General features: G+C 61.4%; 13 protein-coding genes. 9 read left to right on the top strand and 4 right to left on the bottom strand.

Annotation, left to right across the window (positions count from 1 at the left end):
• Positions 1–103: 103 nt before the first annotated feature.
• Complete coding sequence (uvrB, locus tag ACP7B9_RS05215; protein ID WP_425861389.1) at positions 104–2,188, top strand: excinuclease ABC subunit UvrB; 2,085 nt, start codon at positions 104–106, stop codon at positions 2,186–2,188.
• 63 nt (positions 2,189–2,251) lie between these two features.
• Positions 2,252–3,226, top strand: a complete 975-nt coding sequence (locus ACP7B9_RS05210; protein ID WP_425861388.1) for an aldo/keto reductase — start codon at positions 2,252–2,254, stop codon at positions 3,224–3,226.
• Between the two features lie 119 nt (positions 3,227–3,345).
• Here ACP7B9_RS05210 and ACP7B9_RS05205 read toward each other — a convergent pair whose 3' ends face one another.
• The 3 genes from ACP7B9_RS05205 to ACP7B9_RS05195 are packed head-to-tail and all read right to left on the bottom strand — an operon-like array spanning position 3,346 to position 7,682.
• The gene (locus ACP7B9_RS05205) at positions 3,346–4,623 is read right to left on the bottom strand and encodes an alpha/beta fold hydrolase (protein ID WP_425861386.1); all 1,278 of its coding nucleotides are present in this window, start codon (positions 4,621–4,623) and stop codon (positions 3,346–3,348) included.
• Positions 4,620–5,123, bottom strand: coding sequence for a GNAT family N-acetyltransferase (locus ACP7B9_RS05200; protein WP_425861384.1), 504 nt, complete (start codon positions 5,121–5,123; stop codon positions 4,620–4,622). Before ACP7B9_RS05200 ends, ACP7B9_RS05205 begins: the two co-directional genes overlap by 4 nt.
• A 21-nt stretch (positions 5,124–5,144) precedes the next feature.
• Positions 5,145–7,682 (bottom strand): DEAD/DEAH box helicase, encoded by a 2,538-nt coding sequence (locus ACP7B9_RS05195; protein WP_425861382.1) that lies wholly within the window; start codon positions 7,680–7,682, stop codon positions 5,145–5,147.
• Between the two features lie 80 nt (positions 7,683–7,762).
• Between ACP7B9_RS05195 and ACP7B9_RS05190 the strand changes: the two genes are divergently transcribed.
• Together ACP7B9_RS05190 and ACP7B9_RS05185 are read left to right on the top strand one after the other, a co-directional pair.
• Positions 7,763–8,569, top strand: a complete 807-nt coding sequence (locus ACP7B9_RS05190) for a trans-aconitate 2-methyltransferase (protein ID WP_425861380.1) — start codon at positions 7,763–7,765, stop codon at positions 8,567–8,569.
• Complete coding sequence (locus ACP7B9_RS05185) at positions 8,566–9,264, top strand: PIG-L deacetylase family protein (protein WP_425861379.1); 699 nt, start codon at positions 8,566–8,568, stop codon at positions 9,262–9,264. Before ACP7B9_RS05190 ends, ACP7B9_RS05185 begins: the two co-directional genes overlap by 4 nt.
• A 227-nt stretch (positions 9,265–9,491) precedes the next feature.
• On the opposite strand, the gene ACP7B9_RS05180 is transcribed toward ACP7B9_RS05185, so the two are convergent.
• The gene (locus tag ACP7B9_RS05180) at positions 9,492–9,917 is read right to left on the bottom strand and encodes a VOC family protein (RefSeq protein WP_425861377.1); all 426 of its coding nucleotides are present in this window, start codon (positions 9,915–9,917) and stop codon (positions 9,492–9,494) included.
• Between the two features lie 134 nt (positions 9,918–10,051).
• Between ACP7B9_RS05180 and ACP7B9_RS05175 the strand changes: the two genes are divergently transcribed.
• The 5 genes from ACP7B9_RS05175 (at position 10,052) to uvrC (ending at position 17,010) form a co-directional block, all read left to right on the top strand.
• Complete coding sequence (locus tag ACP7B9_RS05175) at positions 10,052–10,435, top strand: GntR family transcriptional regulator (protein ID WP_425861375.1); 384 nt, start codon at positions 10,052–10,054, stop codon at positions 10,433–10,435.
• A 133-nt stretch (positions 10,436–10,568) separates the two neighbouring features.
• Positions 10,569–13,457 carry an excinuclease ABC subunit UvrA gene (gene uvrA, locus ACP7B9_RS05170; RefSeq protein WP_425861374.1) on the top strand — a complete coding sequence of 963 codons (2,889 nt, stop codon included), beginning with the start codon at positions 10,569–10,571 and terminating at the stop codon, positions 13,455–13,457.
• An 84-nt stretch (positions 13,458–13,541) separates the two neighbouring features.
• On the top strand, positions 13,542–14,357 hold the full coding sequence (locus tag ACP7B9_RS05165) for an HAD hydrolase-like protein (RefSeq protein WP_425861372.1): 816 nt from the start codon (positions 13,542–13,544) through the stop codon (positions 14,355–14,357).
• Positions 14,344–15,012 (top strand): lysophospholipid acyltransferase family protein, encoded by a 669-nt coding sequence (locus ACP7B9_RS05160; protein ID WP_425861370.1) that lies wholly within the window; start codon positions 14,344–14,346, stop codon positions 15,010–15,012. Before ACP7B9_RS05165 ends, ACP7B9_RS05160 begins: the two co-directional genes overlap by 14 nt.
• A 3-nt stretch (positions 15,013–15,015) precedes the next feature.
• Positions 15,016–17,010 (top strand): excinuclease ABC subunit UvrC, encoded by a 1,995-nt coding sequence (gene uvrC, locus ACP7B9_RS05155; protein ID WP_425861369.1) that lies wholly within the window; start codon positions 15,016–15,018, stop codon positions 17,008–17,010.
• The last annotated feature ends 286 nt before the right edge of the window (positions 17,011–17,296 follow it).

Below are 17,296 nucleotides of genomic sequence, written 5' to 3'. Positions count from 1 at the left end.
ACACAAATGTTAGTACAATCGTTGGATATTTTATGGGGAGTAGTACCCATGCCCGTGGCGAAAGTGACTTGCCGTGGACCGCAGGAGGGGTAGCGTTAAGCCCATGAGTCTTGCCCAGGAAATTAACCGCATCGTGGCCCCCTTTGAAGTCATCAGTGAATTCAAACCAGCCGGCGATCAGCCGGCGGCCATTAAGGAGCTGACGGAGCGCATCAACAACGGCGAAAAAGACGTCGTGCTGTTGGGCGCCACAGGTACGGGAAAGTCGGCCACGACAGCCTGGCTTATTGAGCAGGTCCAGCGTCCCACACTGGTACTGGTTCAAAACAAGACCCTAGCCGCACAGCTGGCCAACGAATTCAGGGAACTGATGCCCAACAATGCCGTTGAGTATTTCGTTTCCTACTACGACTACTACCAGCCTGAGGCTTATGTGCCCCAGTCGGATACCTTCATTGAGAAGGATTCCTCGGTCAATGAGGAAGTTGAGCGGCTCCGGCACTCCGCCACTAATGCGCTGCTGACCCGCCGCGATGTGATCGTTGTTGCCACGGTTTCCTGCATCTACGGATTGGGCACACCGGAAGAGTATGTGGCCGGGATGGTGACCCTGACCCGCGGTGATCAGATGAACCGCGACGACTTGCTGCGCAAGTTTGTCAGCATGCAGTACGCCCGAAACGACATTGATTTCCACCGCGGCACTTTCCGCGTCCGGGGCGACACCGTTGAAATCATCCCGATGTACGAAGAACAAGCCATCAGGGTTGAATTCTTTGGTGACGAGATTGAGAACATCTACACACTGCATCCACTCACGGGGGAGATTATTCGGGAAGAAAACGAGATGTACGTTTTCCCGGCCTCGCATTATGTTGCCGGCCCGGATCGGATGGCTCGTGCAGTGAAGCAGATCGAGGACGAACTGGCCTCGCGTACGAAGGAACTGGAAAGCCAGAACAAGCTCCTCGAGGCACAGCGGCTGCGCATGCGCACCACCTATGACCTGGAAATGATGGAGCAGATGGGTTTCTGCAACGGCATCGAAAACTACTCCCGGCACATTGACGGCCGCGACAAGGGGACCGCCCCGCACTGTCTGATCGACTACTTCCCGGATGACTTCCTGCTGGTCATTGACGAATCCCACGTCACGGTCCCGCAAATCGGCGCCATGTACGAGGGCGACATGTCCCGCAAGCGGACACTTGTAGACCACGGCTTCCGGTTGCCCTCGGCCATGGACAACAGGCCATTGAAGTGGGATGAGTTCCTAGAGCGGATCGGCCAGACCGTGTACCTCTCTGCCACGCCGGGCAAGTACGAGTTGGGCGTGTCTGACGGCTATGTGCAACAGATCATTCGCCCCACAGGGTTGATCGACCCCGAGATCATCGTTAAGCCGTCGCAGGATCAGATCAATGACCTGCTCGGTGAGATTCGCAAGCGGACAGCCAAGAATGAGCGCGTTCTGGTCACCACCTTGACCAAGCGCATGTCCGAGGACCTGACGGATTACCTGCTTGGCAATGGCATCAAGGTTGAATACCTGCACTCGGATGTTGACACGCTGCGCCGCGTGGAACTGCTGCGAGAGTTGCGCATGGGCGTCTTCGACGTGTTGGTGGGTATTAACCTGCTCCGTGAAGGCCTTGACCTGCCCGAGGTCTCACTTGTCAGTATCTTGGACGCTGACAAGGAGGGTTTCCTGCGATCCTCCACCTCGCTCATCCAGACCATTGGCCGCGCGGCCCGTAACGTCTCCGGCGAAGTGCACATGTACGCGGATCGAATTACTGCCTCCATGCAGTTCGCCATTGACGAAACGAATAGGCGCAGGGAAATTCAGGTCAGCTACAACAAGCACCATGGCATTGACCCACAGCCCTTGCGCAAGAAAATTGCCGACATCACCGATCAGCTGGCCCGTGAGGACGCCGACACGGCTGCACTGCTCGAAGAGGCCCGGACCAAGCGTGAGGGAGCCGGAAAGAACGGGAAGAAAAAGGCCTCAACCGCGGCGGCTTCCCGTCCGGCAGCCGAACTTATCAGCCTCATTGAGGAACTCACGGCCCAGATGCACGGTGCGGCCGCTGATCTGCACTTTGAGCTGGCTGCCCGCCTACGCGACGAGGTGGGCGATCTAAAGAAGGAACTGCGCCAAATGCGAGAAGCCGGCCACGCCTAGCGGGTCCGCGACGCGCCGCGCCCGGATCCCGGTGGCTCCGGGCGCGAGTGGCAAAGTTGAACCATGACTTCACACCCCACAGCGGCAACAAACGCCTTGGCGCCCGGCCGCCTCATCTACGGTTGCATGGGCCTGGGTGGCAGCTGGGACGACGCCCCTTACGGCCCGGCCGAGGTGGACCAGGCCGTCGCGGCCATCGACGCTGCCCGCCAGCTTGGCATCACTCTCTTTGACCATGCCGACATCTACCGCAAGGGCAAGTCCGAGCAAGTCTTTGGCGACGTGCTTGCCGAGACGCCGGGGCTGCGCGAACAGATCCTGATCCAGACAAAGTGCGGCATCCGCCAGGTCGGCGACGGGTTGCCCGGCCGCTACGACTTCAGCGCCGGACATATCCTGGCCAGTGTCAACGCCAGCCTGCAGCGCCTCCGCACCGACTACGTGGACATTCTTCTGCTGCACCGCCCTGATCCGCTCATGGACGTGGCCGAGCTTGCGGGCGCCGTCGGCCGCCTCATGGAGGAGGGCAAGGTTCGTGCCCTGGGCGTTTCCAACATGTCCGCCGCCCAGATCTCGCACCTGCAGGACCGGCTGGAGACGCCCATCGTTGCCAACCAGCTAGAGATGAGCCTAGGCAAACGGGCCTGGGTGGAAAGCACCGTTCTGGTCAACCAGGACACCGGTTTCGACGCCGGCTTCCCGCACGGTACCTTGGAACATGCGGTAACGCACGGCATCGAGCTCCAGGCTTACGGCTCACTGGCTCAGGGCCTCTACAGCGGGAGGCCATCAGGCACAGCGGCTGATCTAGCAACGACCGGCCTGGTCCAGGCACTCGCCCAGGGGTGGAACACCACAGCCGAGGCCGTCGTTCTGGGATGGCTCATGCGGCACCCCGCACGCATCTCGCCAGTCATTGGCACCAGCAACCCGGCCCGGATTGCCGCCTGTGCGGACGCCCCGCGCATTGCCGCCCAGATGTCGCGGGAGGCCTGGTACGCGCTGTGGACGGAAGCTCGCGGCGTCGCGTTGCCCTAGCGCCGAGCTGGACCGGCTGGCTGGCAGCCCCTCGCGGGCAGTAAGATTTCCGCGGTCGCTGGGCGACCTTGGAAATCCATCCCCGCTCCGGGGCCACCGGCCAGCCGGTCTTCCGGAAACTAGGCCCGCACTAGCCGGAGGAGGCGGGCGAAGATACCTTCGCCGTCGTCCGCGATTCCGTCATGGTGGAAGTCCGCGGATTCCCACACATGCAGGCCCTGAACGGCGGCTGCCGTGGCCAGTGAGATCTCCCGGTCCACGAAGATGTCGTCCGTGTAGACGGCGGCCGCCACCGGAACGGTGTTGCGGGCGAGTTGGTCCGCATCGTAGAGCGCGGCCCAGCCTTCGGTGCGGGCGGCCAGGACATCGGCCAGTTCCCGCAGCGGTACAAGAGCCGGGTCCTGCTCGAAGTACCACGGATAGATGGCCTCGCCGGTCAGCAACGGTTCCGCAGCTCCGGGGTGAAAGTCCGGATTCTGAGCCAAAACACGTTGGGCTGCCCAGTTGCTGGCCTCGCCCTGAACATAAATCGACTCGTGCATCAGGGCGTAAAGCGGATTTGCCGCCCGGCTCACGTAGGTCGAAACATTGGCAAGGAACGAGTCCGAGAGGCGTGCGCCGTCGAGCGTTTCAATGAACGCGTCCTCCAGCACAAAGTGCAGGGCGTCAAAACGCGTGTTGCCGCCGAGGTAGTTGCCCAGCATCTGCACGCGCTCGGCCGTGAGCCGCTCACCACTCGGGAGGAACTCAGGCACCTGGCCCACGTGGCGGACGATTTTCGTCAGCAGTTCGCGATCGCCGGGGTACTTTGCAAAATACTCGGCGTTGCGGCTGCGCAAACGTTCGAAGGTGGCCTCATAGACCTGATCAGCCGGTCCCGAAATCGGACCAAGGCCACCGGTGATGAGCGCTTCCTTCACGCCTTCCGGAGCAAAGGACAGGTAGGTCAGCGCGCAGAATCCACCGTAGCTTTGGCCAAAAATGCTCCACGGATCGGACCCCAGCTCGGCGCGGATCAGCTCGGCGTCGGCCACAATATCTGTTGCGCGGAAGTGCGAGAGGTAATCAGCTTGCGCCGCGATATCGCCAGCCAGGGGCAGTGTTTGACGATTGGCCGGGGTGGACAATCCGGTGCCGCGCTGGTCGAGCATCAGGATCCGGAAGTCCTTGGCCGCCTCAGCAAGCCAGCCGTTGAGACCCGTGGGACGGTTGCCCTTGCCGCCGGGACCACCCTGCAGGAACAATAGCCATGGCAGGCCATCCTGATCTGGGTCGCTGAACTCCCGGGCGAAGAGCTTAATAGCCGGACCGGCCGGATTGGCGTGGTTCAGGGGAGCGGAGAACCAACGATCCTGCACGTTCAAGCCGCGGACAACGTACGGTGCCGAGGTGCTCACGCCGTGATCTCCACTGATGCGGCTCCGAAGGCGTTCAGTTCGGCGCCGTCAAGACGGAATACCGACCAGCCGTCCATGGCTTCAGCGCCCAAGGACTTGTAGAAGTTAATGGACGGCTCATTCCAGTCAAGAACGCTCCACTCCACCCGCGCATACCCACGTTCCACAGCGATCTTGGCCAATTCTCGCAACAAGATCTTGCCGTAGCCGCCGCCGCGCGCCTCGGGACGCACATAGAGATCCTCAAGATGGATCCCGTGGGTCCCTTCCCACGTTGAGTAGTTCAGGAACCACAGGGCAAAGGCCACAATGGGCTCGCCCGCATTGGGCGAGTCCACGACGTTGGCGAACACCTGAGGGTTGTCACCGAAGAGGCTTGCGTCAAGCATCTCTACGGTGTTCTTGACGGCGTCTGGCTCTTTTTCATAAACAGCCAGATCCTGGATCATGCCAAGAATTGCGGGGACATCGGAGGGCACAGCGGTGCGAAGAAGACTCATGGAACGAGCTTATCGCGCACCTTACATTCGGCTGAATTCCTTGAAAATCACGACGGCGGAACCGGCCTCATTCGATGCGTCCAGATCCACCGTGGCGGACATGAACCAATCGTTGTTGCCTTCCGGATCGACGATGGTCTGGCGCACAGCCCAGGCGTCGGCAGACGGGTTGATGTGCAGCAGCGACGGTCCGCGAGCTGCCGGTCCGGACTCAATGAACTCGTGTTCGTCCCAATACGCATCCAGGGCGTCGGCCCAGCGATCGGCACTCCAGCCGTGATCTCCGTCGAGCGCTCCCAAGGCTTCAAAGTCATCATCGGCAGCCAATTCCACGCGACGGAACATTTCGTTACGCACCATAACCCGGAAGGCCCGGGCGTTGTCGGTGAGACGCGGCGGGGCCGGCGGCAGTGCCGTTTCCTCCACGACGTCCGCACTGTCACCGCTGGTCATCTTTTCCCATTCGTCCAGGAGACTGGAGTCAACCTGGCGGACAAGCTCGCCGAGCCACGAGATGATGTCCTCGAGGTCTTCGCGCAGCGCGGCTTGGGGGACCGTCTGGCGCAGCGCCTTGTAGGCGTCGGTCAGATAGCGCAGCACGATGCCCTCGGAGCGGGCCAGTGAGTAGTACTGGACGTACTCGCCAAAGTTCATGGCGCGCTCGTACATGTCGCGGATAATCGACTTCGGGCTCAGCTCAAAGTCGCCCATCCACGGGGCGGCTTTGCGGTACACCTCGAAGGCGTCCGAGAGGAGCTCCAGGAGCGGCATGGGGTAGGTGACCTCGTCGAGGATCGCCATGCGCTCGTCGTACTCGATGCCCTGCGCCTTCATGTCGGTGATCTTCTCGGTGCGTTCGCGCTTGAGCTGGGCGGACAGGATCTGCCGCGGCTTTTCCAGCGTCGACTCGATGACAGAGATGACGTCAAGGGCATAGCTGGGGGACTCGGCGTCGAGCAGATCCAGGGCGGCCAGTGCGAAGGGGGAGAGCGGCTGGTTCAACGCAAAGTTCATCTGCAGGTGGACCGTGAGCCGAACAGTGCGGCCGTCCGCTTCGAGCTCGTCCTCGGGAATCCGCTCCACAACGCCGGCACCGAGGAGTTCACGGTACATGCCGATGGCCTTGCGCATAAGTACGCGCTGCTTTGACGGCCATTCATGGTTCTCGGTGAGCAGTGCTTTGGCCGCCTGAAAGGGATCGCCGGGGCGTTCCAACAGGTTCAGCAGCATGGCGTGCGTGATGGTGAAGCTGGAGGTCAGCGGCTCCGGAACGGATTCGGCCAGACGGGTGAACGTAGGCTCACCCCAGCTGACAAAGCCCTGCTGCGGCTTCTTCTTGACAACCTGGCGGAGCTTCTTTTGATCGTCGCCAAACTTCGCCACGGCCTTGGCCATGGACTTGGCATTTTCGATGACGTGATCCGGAGCCTGCACAATGACAGTTCCGGCCGTGTCATAACCGGCCCGGCCCGCACGGCCCGCGATCTGTTGGAACTCACGCACCTGCAAAACGCGAGTGCGGACGCCGTCGTACTTGCTCAGGGCAGTCATGAGGACGGTGCGGATGGGCACGTTGATGCCCACGCCAAGCGTGTCAGTGCCGCAGATGACCTTCAGCAGGCCAGCCTGGGCCAGCTGCTCCACGAGACGACGGTACTTGGGCAGCATGCCGGCATGGTGCACGCCGATGCCGTGGCGAACCAAGCGGTTTAGGGTCTTGCCAAAGCCTGCCGAGAATCGGAAGCCGGCGATGAGCTCGCCAATCTTGTCCTTTTCCTCACGGCTGCACACGTTGATGCTCATGAGGTTTTGTGCGCGGTCGATGGCCTCGGCTTGGCTGAAGTGCACCACATAGACCGGGACCTGCTTGGTGGCCAGCAGCTCCTCGAGGGACTCATGAACGCCGGTCTGAACATAGTAGTAGTGCAGCGGAATGGGTCGTTCACCGGAGGACACCGTGACGGTGGTGCGGTTGGTCAGCTCGGTGAGTTCACGCTCAAAACGGCTGACGTCGCCAAGGGTTGCGCTCATGAGCAGGAACTGCGACTGCGGCAATTCCAGCAAGGGCAACTGCCAGGCCCAGCCACGCTGCGGGTCCGAGTAGTAGTGGAACTCATCCATGACGACAACGCCGACGTCGGCATTCTCACCCTCGCGCAGGGCGATGTTCGCCAGAATTTCCGCCGTGCAGCAGATGATCGGTGCGTCCTGGTTCACGGAAGAATCACCCGTGATCATCCCGACGTTTTCGGCGCCGAAGATCTCGCACAGGGCAAAGAACTTCTCCGAAACGAGCGCCTTGATGGGGGCCGTGTAGTAGCTGGCAGCTCCGCGTGCCATGGCGTTGAAATGTGCGGCAATGGCCACCAGCGACTTGCCCGAGCCTGTGGGCGTGGACAAAATGACGTTGTTTCCGCTGACCAGCTCCAGGGCAGCTTCCTCCTGGGCTGGGTACAGCTCCAGGCCCTTCTCGAGTGTCCACTCTAAAAACGCGTCCAGAACGTCGTCGTCGGAGGATGTTTGCGGATTCAGGGTGGAGAGCTGTTCAAGAAGATTCATGATGTTCCCAGCTTAGGCGCTCGGGGGTGTCGCCAAAGAACTGTCAGCGGCTGGTGAACGGCATGTGGCAGGATAACGCCATGGGTGAACAAACATTTCTCTGGGAACCGGCAAAGTACGTCCAATTCAGTGATTTTCGAGACAGACCGTTTTTTGACCTGACGTCCCGCATTGCGGCCGAATCCCCAACGAACGTGGTTGACCTTGGCTGCGGGCCGGGCAACCTCACAGCAACGCTGGCACTGCGGTGGCCGGGAGCGTCCGTGGTGGGGCTCGACAATTCCGAGGCCATGATCGCCGCGGCGCGGACCACTTTTCCGCCTGCCGCCGACGGCGTTGCGTCGAACTTGGACTTCACCGTCGCCGATATTGCTTCCTGGCGGCCCGAGGACTCCACGGATGTGATTGTCTCGAACGCCGCACTGCAATGGGTGCCCAACCATCCCCAACTCATGACTGCATGGTTGGCGGCCCTGCGCCCTGGCGGGTGGCTGGGAGTGCAGGTGCCCGGGAACTTTGGCGCGCCGTCGCACGTCATCATGCGCGAACTGGCGGAAAGTGCACGCTGGCGGGACAAGTTGGATGGGGTGTTGCGGCACTACGACGCCGTGCGGGAGCCCGCGGAATATCAGGATCTTTTCCTGCGGGCCGGTGCCCGGGTGGATGTGTGGGAAACCAGCTACACCCAGTTGTTGCAGGGTGAGAATCCCGTCCTTGAATGGGTGCGAGGCACTGGACTGCGGCCCGTGCTGGCTGCCCTAGGACCGGAAGACAGTCAGCTCTTTGAGCATGAGTACGCCGCCCTAGTTGCCGAGGCTTATCCGCCGGGCGAATTTGGGACGGTGTTTCCGTTCCGCCGGATCTTTATGGTGGGAGAAAAGCAATGACGGGACTGTTGGAGTTTCCGCAGGATTGGCAACGGGCGTTAGTCCTTGTGGCGCATCCTGATGACCCCGAGTACGGCATGGCAGCCGCCGTGGCCGAGTGGATCGTGGCCGGCAAGCATGTCAGTTACGTCCTTGCTACTCGCGGGGAGGCCGGTATTGCGGGACTCCCACCGGAAGAATCCGCACCCTTGCGCTCCAGGGAGCAGGAGAATGCCTGTGCGCTGGTTGGAGTCACTGATCTGGTGTTTCTCGATCACCCGGATGGGCGGATTGAGGAAGGGCTGGCGCTGCGCCGTGACTTTGCCCGGGAAATCCGCCGTGTTCGGCCGGACGTGGTGCTCACCCTGAACCATCGTGATGAGTGGGGGCCTGGCCGATGGAACTCCGCCGACCACAGGGCCGTGGGCCGGGCCGTCTTGGATGCCGTGGGCGATGCCGACAACGAATGGATCTTCCCAGAGCTGCTGGCGGAAGGCCTGCCGCGGCACAAAACCCGCTGGGTAGCCGTCAGCTCCCCGGCAGCCACGCACAGTCAGCCTGTGTCGGCGGGGAACATCGAGAAGGCAGTTGCCTCGCTGGCGGAGCACAAGGAATATCTCAAGGAGCTCAGTGACGAGCCCGTTGAAACGCAGGCCCGGCGGCAGATCGAGATGGTCACGAGCGGCGGGGCCGTGGCCTTCGAACTGTACGGGTAGGCCGGCTGAGCACTGACCCGCTGAGCCCTGACCCGCCGGTCAGCCGTCAGATAACGCCGCTATGCGCGGGCATAACGGCATTATCTGCCGGGTCAAGGGGACTAGCTGCGCATCTCGGTATTTCATGGGAAACCACAATCGCCTGTGGATGGTGAAGGACGTAGTTAGATTCTTGGCCGAGTTCGGCGCCGGAGGTCAAACAGCTCCCGGACTAAACGTCGCCCGGGCTAATCACTGCCGATAGTTGAGGTGACAGCTGCGACGAGTTCGATTTCAAAGCCATCGGAATTCACCAGGTAGGCGGCGTAGTGATCCGCCCCGCCGGCGTGGGGGTATTTCTCGGCAAAGAGCTGCTGCCAGCCGTGCGCCGACGCGTCCTCTACTAAAGCATCAACCATGTCCTTCGTTCCGGCATGGAAAGCCAAGTGGTTTAGCCCTGGAGCGGTCCGTTGGTGCTGCTCACTGCTCATTGCGGGCGACTCCTCGGTCACTATGTAGGTGCTGCCTCGACGCCAGCTAGCTCCCTTGCCCCAATTTTGTTCCATGGAGTAGCCCAAGGTAGATAGCAGCCATCCCCATTCAACGGTGGCCCGTTCTATACTTGGTACCCAAAGCTCGACGTGATGCAGGGCTCCCGCTAAGTTCTCATCCATCCGGTAAGTGTCACATATGTACCGAGGTAGGCAGCGATTCAGGTCGTGACAAACTGTTGACACTCAGAGCTTTCAATTACGATCAGTAACTAGCCACAGTTTGGTGGCCCGGCGGTGGAAGAGGCGAGCACGGTATGAATGCCATGGATGTCATGATGCGACGTTGGCGCCTCGATACGGAATCGAGCGTTCCGCCCTTCGAACAGATCAGGTTGCGAATCCTTGACCTGGCCTCGGCTGGGGATTTGGCGGTGGGGACCAAACTCCCTTCGGTACGCTCCTTGGCCACGGATTTAGGCGTTGCGGCCAACACGGTTGCGCGGGCCTATCGTGAGCTTGAACAGGCTGGCGTAGTCATTACCGCTGGCCGCAGCGGCACAGCGATTGCCTCCGGTGGTGACGTGATTGCCGCCCAGGTGGCGAGTGCCGCGGAGTCCTTTGCCGCCGTCGTACGGGACCTCGGCATGCCCACGGCCCAGGCCCTGCGGATCGTGACGGCGGCGCTGGATCGCAACTAATGCCGGGTAAGAATTTCGGCATGCGTTCGAACGAACTTTCGATTACACTCAAGAGTGTTTGCAATGTGCGGCGCCCAAGCGCCCGCGCCCTTGCCACGCCGGCGTCGTGGCAGACAGTGATGTGAAGGAATCAATGGTCAAGTCTGTAACCCCCGAAATTGCCCCTACGCGCCCGGATTTGTCCCGTCTGGTGATCAAGGGAGCCCGTGAGCACAACCTGCGCAACGTGGACCTTGACCTTCCCCGTGACGCCATGATTGTGTTCACCGGGCTCTCCGGCTCGGGTAAATCCTCGCTGGCGTTTGACACCATTTTTGCCGAGGGTCAGCGCCGCTACGTTGAATCACTTTCCGCCTACGCGCGGCAGTTCCTTGGCCAGGTGGATAAGCCGGACGTCGACTTCATCGAGGGGTTGTCCCCGGCTGTCTCCATCGATCAAAAGTCGACGTCGAAGAACCCCCGGTCCACGGTGGGCACCATCACCGAGATCTACGACTACATGCGTCTGCTGTGGGCGCGCGTAGGAACGGCGCACTGCCCCGTGTGTGGTGAGCCCATCGCCAAGCAAACGCCCCAGCAGATTGTTGATCAGCTGCTGGAAATGCCCGAGGGCACCCGCTTCCAGGTCTTGGCTCCGGTGGTACGGGATCGAAAGGGCGAGTTCGTTGACCTGTTCCGGGAGCTGACCGCAAAGGGTTACTCCCGCGCCAAGGTCGACGGCGAGCAGGTCCAGTTGAGTGATCCGCCCAAGCTGAAGAAGACCTTCAAGCACACCATTGAGGTGGTGGTTGACCGGCTCGTGGTCAAGGACGGCATTCAGCAGCGCTTGACTGATTCCGTGGAGACGGCTTTGGGCCTTGCCGAGGGCCGCGTGCTGGCCGAACTTGTTGACCTCGCCGACGATGATGCCGCCCGCATCCGCTCCTTCTCCGAGAACCTGGCCTGCCCCAACGAACACCCGTTGGCCATCGATGAGATTGAGCCGCGCTCCTTCTCCTTCAACAACCCCTTTGGCGCCTGCAACGCTTGCAGCGGCATCGGTACCAAGCTTGAGGTGGACGAGGAACTGGTAGTTCCCAACCCCTTCCTTTCACTGCGTGAGGGCGCCATCGCACCGTGGTCGCTGGGCACCGCCACCACGGAGTACTGGAACCGGCTCCTTGAAGGGCTCTCAACGGAGCTGGACTTCAAGATGGAGACCCCGTGGAACAAGCTGGACACTGACACCCGCACCGCCATCCTGTACGGCAAGGACCACAAGGTTGTTGTCCAATACAAGAACCGTTTTGGTCGCGAACGTAAGTACAGCACCGGTTTTGAAGGTGCAGTCCAGTACATCCAACGCAAGCACATCGAGACCGAATCCGATTCGGCCCGTGACCGCTACGAAGAGTACATGCGCCAGATTCCGTGCCCGTCCTGTGGCGGCGCACGCCTGAACCCGGCATCGTTGTCCGTGTTGATCAATGGAAAATCCATTGCCGAAGTCTGTGCCATGTCCATGCGCGACTGCTTTGAGTTCCTCTCCAACCTTGTCTTGACCGGCCGCGAGGCCCAGATTGCCAGCCAGGTCCTGAAGGAAATCCAGGCACGGTTGCGATTCCTGCTGGATGTTGGCCTTGAATACCTGAACCTCGAGCGTGCCTCGGCGACGCTCTCGGGAGGCGAAGCCCAGCGAATTCGCTTGGCCACCCAGATCGGTTCCGGGCTGGTGGGCGTGCTGTACGTGCTGGATGAGCCGTCCATCGGCCTGCACCAGCGTGACAACCGCCGCCTCATTGAAACCCTCACGCGCCTGCGCGATTTGGGCAACACCTTGATCGTGGTTGAACACGATGAGGACACCATCAAGGAAGCCGACTGGATCGTGGACATTGGCCCCGGTGCCGGTGAACACGGTGGCGAAGTGGTGCACTCCGGATCCTTGCCCGAACTGCTGGCCAACACCCGATCGCTGACCGGCGATTACCTGTCCGGACGCAAGAGCATTGCACTGCCCGCCAAGCGCCGCAAGTACGACAAAAAGCGTGAACTCGCCGTCATTGGTGCGCGCGAAAACAACCTGCTGAACATCGATGTGAAGTTCCCGCTGGGTGTCCTGACGGCCGTGACCGGAGTCAGCGGTTCCGGTAAATCGACCCTTGTCAACGAGATCCTATACAAGGTTCTGGCCAACAAGCTCAACGGTGCAAAGCAGGTTGCCGGGCGCCACCTGCGCGTGGACGGCCTAGAGCACCTGGACAAGGTGGTGCACGTTGACCAGAGCCCCATCGGCCGCACCCCGCGCTCCAACCCGGCTACCTACACGGGCGTCTTTGACAACATCCGCAAGTTGTTCGCGGAGACCAATGAATCCAAGATGCGCGGCTACCAGCCGGGCCGTTTCTCCTTCAACGTCAAGGGCGGTCGCTGCGAAGCCTGCACGGGTGACGGAACACTGAAGATTGAAATGAACTTCCTGCCGGACGTTTACGTGCCCTGCGAGGTCTGCCACGGCGCCCGGTACAACCGCGAAACCCTCGAGGTCCATTACAAGGGCAAGTCCATTGCGGATGTTCTGAACATGCCGATCGAGGAAGGTGCCGATTTCTTCGCCGCCTTCACTCCCATTGCCCGGCACCTGCGCACGTTGGTCGACGTCGGACTTGGTTACGTCAGGCTGGGGCAGGCCTCCACCACGCTCTCCGGCGGCGAGGCGCAGCGTGTGAAGCTCGCCGCGGAACTGCAGAAGCGCTCCAATGGCCGCAGCATTTATGTGTTGGATGAACCGACCACGGGCCTGCATTTTGAGGACATCCGCAAGCTGCTGCTCGTGCTGCAGGGGCTGGTCGACAAGGGCAACACCGTCATTGTCATCGAGCACAACCTCGATGTCATCAAGAGCTCCGACTGGATCGTTGACCTCGGCCCTGATGGCGGCACGGGCGGCGGGCGCGTTATCGCCACGGGCACTCCTGAGAAGGTGGCCAAGAGCGAGGAGAGCTACACGGCAACGTTCCTGCGCGAGGTTCTGGACGTCTGAGCGTTCACCGCCTGCAACCACCAAGATATGCCGTCACTGGCATGGATGAGGAAGGGTTGGGCCTGACCGTGAGAAACTATGGACGTGACTACTGCTTCCCCTGCCCTAAATAGTGACGGCCTAAATCTGGCCGAGCCCGACTCCGGGGCCCCGCGCACGGCCGTCCTCTTTGACCTGGATGGAACCCTTGTTGACCCCGCCGGCGGCATTACTGGCGGCATCGCCCATGCTCTGGGCGCCATGAACCTGCCGGTTCCGGACGCCGAGGTGCTCCAGGCCATGATCGGGCCGAAACTAGCTGACGCGCTCATCAGCATTGTCGGTGTACCCGCGGATCAGGTTGACGAGGTCATTGCCCATTACCGCAAGTGGTACACGGCCCAAGGCATGGCCATGTCGCAGGTATACCCGGGCATCAAGGAGCTGCTGACGCAGTTGAAGGCCGACGGCGTTGCCCTGGCGGTTGCCACGCAAAAGCCCGAGCCGCTCGCCAACAAGCTGTTGGCCCACCACGGGCTCGACGGTTTCTTTCACGTGATCCGTGGCTCCCATGCCGATGAAACCCTCAAGCCCGGCGATGCGGACTACCGCCCGGGCAAGGCCGAAATCATTGGGGCTGCCTTGCGTGATTTGGCGTTACTTACCGACCGACTTACTGACCAGGATTCCCGACTTCCGGCCATTATGGTGGGGGACAGGCACCAGGATGTACTCGGAGCCCGCAGCAACGGGCTTGAGTGCATTGGTGTTGCTTGGGGATTCGCACCTGACGGCGAGTTGGCGGCGGCCGGAGTTGCCGCCGTCGTCCGTTCCACAGTGGAACTGGCTGCGGAACTGGCAGGGTTTGGTTCGCTGGCAGCCACCGTGGCATCCGGAAAGGTAGCCAATGGAGCTGTATGACCTGACCCGGGTACTGACCCGTGGAACCATCAGCACGCTGTGCCGGCCAACTGTTGAGGGCCTGGAGAATGTACCCGTGGAGGGCCCGTTCATTGTGGCACCGAACCACCTGTCGTTTTTTGACTCCGTCATTGTGCAGGCACTCACCCCGCGCCCGGTTTCCTTCTTCGCCAAGGCCGAATATTTCACCGGCAAGGGCATCAAGGGCAAGCTCATGAAGCAGTTCTTTGAATCCGTGCACTCAATTCCTGTGGAGCGCGGCGAGCAGGCGGCCAGCGTGCAGGCCCTGAAAACGCTTCTGGAAATTCTGGGACGCAATGAGGGCGTAGGAATTTACCCTGAAGGCACGCGTTCCCGCGACGGTATTCTCTACCGCGGGCGCACAGGCGTGGGCTGGCTTGCGCTGACCACCGGAGCGCCCGTGGTGCCGGTGGGCATGATCGGTACTGAGAAGCTGCAGCCAGCCGGTACTAAGGGTTTTAAGCCGGCAAAGTTCACGCTGCGTTTCGGCAAGCCCCTCTACTTTGATAAGACCGGGCCGGATCATTCCTTGCCCGCTCGGCGCCATGTCACGGACACCATCATGGATGCCATTGCAGAATTGACGGGCCAGGAACGCAGCGCCAAGTACAACCAAAGCCCGAGCATCGACTGACCCGTGGCCGATCCAGCTTCCTATAGGCCCAAACCGGGCGAGATTCCCACCGACCCGGGCGTCTACAGATTCCGTGATGAACACGGCCGCATTATTTACGTTGGCAAGGCCAAGAACCTTCGCTCGCGCCTGAACTCGTATTTCGCGAACCCTGCCACGTTGCTGCCCAAGACCCACGCCATGGTGCATCACGCGGCCAGTGTGCAATGGACCATTGTGGGCAGCGAACTTGAGGCCCTGCAGCTGGAATTCACGTGGATCAAGGAATTTGCCCCGCGCTACAACCTTGCTTTCCGCGACGACAAGACGTACCCGTACCTTGCCGTATCCATGAGCGAGAAGTACCCGCGCGTGCAGGTCATGCGCGGCGAGCGGCGGAAGGGCACCAAGTATTTTGGCCCCTACACGGCTGGAGCGATCCGCGAAACCATGGATACCCTGCTGCGTGTGTTCCCCGTGCGCAGTTGTTCCGTCGGTGTGCTGCGACGCGCCGAACGCAGTGGCCGGCCCTGTCTGCTGGGCTATATCGACAAGTGTGCGGCGCCGTGCGTTGGGCGTGTGACCCCGGAGGAACACAAGGCGCTGGCCCAGGACTTCTGCGATTTCATGGGCGGGGAAGCCAAACGCTTCATCGGCACCCTGGAGAAGAACATGAAGGCCGCTGTTGCCGAGCTTGACTACGAACAGGCCGCCCGGATCCGCGACGACATCATAGCCTTGCGAAAAGTGTTCGAGCGCAACGCCGTGGTCCTTACCGAGGACACAAACGCCGATATTTTTGCCGTTGAACAGGACGATCTGGAAGCGGCCGTGCAGGTGTTTTATGTCCGTGGCGGCCGGATCCGTGGCCAGCGCGGCTGGGTGGTGGAGAAGGTGGAAGATGCCTCCGACGCCGAACTGTGGGAACACCTCATGCAACAGGTTTATGGTGCCGAGGAATCCCAGCAAGATGCTATTCCGCGCCAAATTTTGGTCCCGGAGCTGCCATCAAACCACGAGTACCTGGCCGAATGGTTGGGTGAACTGCGCCAAGGCAAGGTTTCCATCAAGGTTCCCCAGCGTGGCGAAAAGGCAGCGCTCATGGATACTGTGCAAGCTAACGCGCGCCAGGCCATGATTCTGCATAAATCGCGACGTGCAGGTGATTTGACCACCCGTTCCTTGGCGTTGCAGGAACTGCAGGAGGCACTTGATCTGCCCATGCCATTGCTGCGCATCGAGTGCTACGACATTTCGCATGTGCAGGGCACCAATGTGGTCGCCTCCATGGTGGTGGTTGAAGACGGGCTCACCAAAAAGAGCGAGTACCGTAAGTTTGCCATCACCGGCGAGGCCGCCATTGATGACACGGCCTCCATGTACGACGTCATCACCCGCCGTTTCCGGAACTATCTGAGCGAGAAGGTCGAGCGAGCACAGGCCGTGCAAGCTTCCGGCAGTATCGATATTGCCGGCACGGAAGACGGTCCCGCCGAGGCGGCCAAGTCCAAGTTTGCCTACCCACCCAACCTTGTTGTGGTCGACGGCGGCGTGCCCCAGGTGAATGCCGCGGCGCGGGCGTTGGCGGACTTGGGCATCGAGGACGTTGCCGTGGTGGGCTTGGCCAAGCGCTTGGAGGAGGTGTGGGTGCCAGGCAGCGACTTCCCTGTCATCCTGCCGCGCTCATCGGAAGGCCTGTACCTGCTGCAGCGAATCCGTGACGAGGCCCACCGCTTTGCCATCACCTTCCATCGCTCCAAACGTGGCAAGGCCATGGTGGCATCGGTGCTGGATCAGGTACCGGGCATGGGAACGGCTAAGCAAAAGGCCCTGTTGGCTCACTTTGGCTCGCTCAAAATGGTGCGTGCCGCAAGCCTTGAGGACCTGGTCGGCGCTAAGGGTGTCGGTCCCGTCCTCGCGCAGGCGATCTACGACGTCGTCCATGGCGACGCCGCGGCGGGTACGGAATCCGAGCCAGCGCCCGCGGTAAACATGACGACCGGCGAAATTCTCGACTAGGCGGCGGGCTAGGCTCGCCGTGCGGCACTGTGCCCGATTCGGGCGCTAGCGCCGTCGCGCCCTCCCCATCACTCGCTTCTCCCCACCCGCTCCCACTCGCTCGCAAGCTCGCGGCGGGTCCCTCGCGGGCGTGGCCCCACGTACGGGGCCCCGCGGGCGCTAGCGCCGTCGCGCCCTCCCCATCACTCGCTTCGCTCGCGTGTGGCCCCGCGGGCGCTAGGCTTAGCCATAGACGTGGTGGGGACGAAGGATTGCCCCCGTGTCCTAGCCACCAAGTGACAGGGAA

This window comes from Arthrobacter sp. TWP1-1, from assembly GCF_049897845.1.
GTDB lineage: Bacteria > Actinomycetota > Actinomycetes > Actinomycetales > Micrococcaceae > Specibacter.
This window is presented reverse-complemented; position numbering and strand designations above follow the sequence as displayed.

Excerpts from the sequence above, each read along its gene's own strand:
- uvrB (WP_425861389.1), top strand. The coding sequence starts at position 104 with ATGAGTCTTGCCCAGGAAATTAACCGCATCGTGGCCCCCTTTGAAGTC.
- ACP7B9_RS05210 (WP_425861388.1), top strand. The coding sequence starts at position 2,252 with ATGACTTCACACCCCACAGCGGCAACAAACGCCTTGGCGCCCGGCCGC.
- ACP7B9_RS05200 (WP_425861384.1), bottom strand. The coding sequence starts at position 5,123 with ATGAGTCTTCTTCGCACCGCTGTGCCCTCCGATGTCCCCGCAATTCTT.
- ACP7B9_RS05195 (WP_425861382.1), bottom strand. The coding sequence starts at position 7,682 with ATGAATCTTCTTGAACAGCTCTCCACCCTGAATCCGCAAACATCCTCC.
- ACP7B9_RS05190 (WP_425861380.1), top strand. The coding sequence starts at position 7,763 with ATGGGTGAACAAACATTTCTCTGGGAACCGGCAAAGTACGTCCAATTC.
- ACP7B9_RS05185 (WP_425861379.1), top strand. The coding sequence starts at position 8,566 with ATGACGGGACTGTTGGAGTTTCCGCAGGATTGGCAACGGGCGTTAGTC.
- ACP7B9_RS05180 (WP_425861377.1), bottom strand. The coding sequence starts at position 9,917 with ATGGATGAGAACTTAGCGGGAGCCCTGCATCACGTCGAGCTTTGGGTA.
- ACP7B9_RS05175 (WP_425861375.1), top strand. The coding sequence starts at position 10,052 with ATGAATGCCATGGATGTCATGATGCGACGTTGGCGCCTCGATACGGAA.
- uvrA (WP_425861374.1), top strand. The coding sequence starts at position 10,569 with ATGGTCAAGTCTGTAACCCCCGAAATTGCCCCTACGCGCCCGGATTTG.
- ACP7B9_RS05160 (WP_425861370.1), top strand. The coding sequence starts at position 14,344 with ATGGAGCTGTATGACCTGACCCGGGTACTGACCCGTGGAACCATCAGC.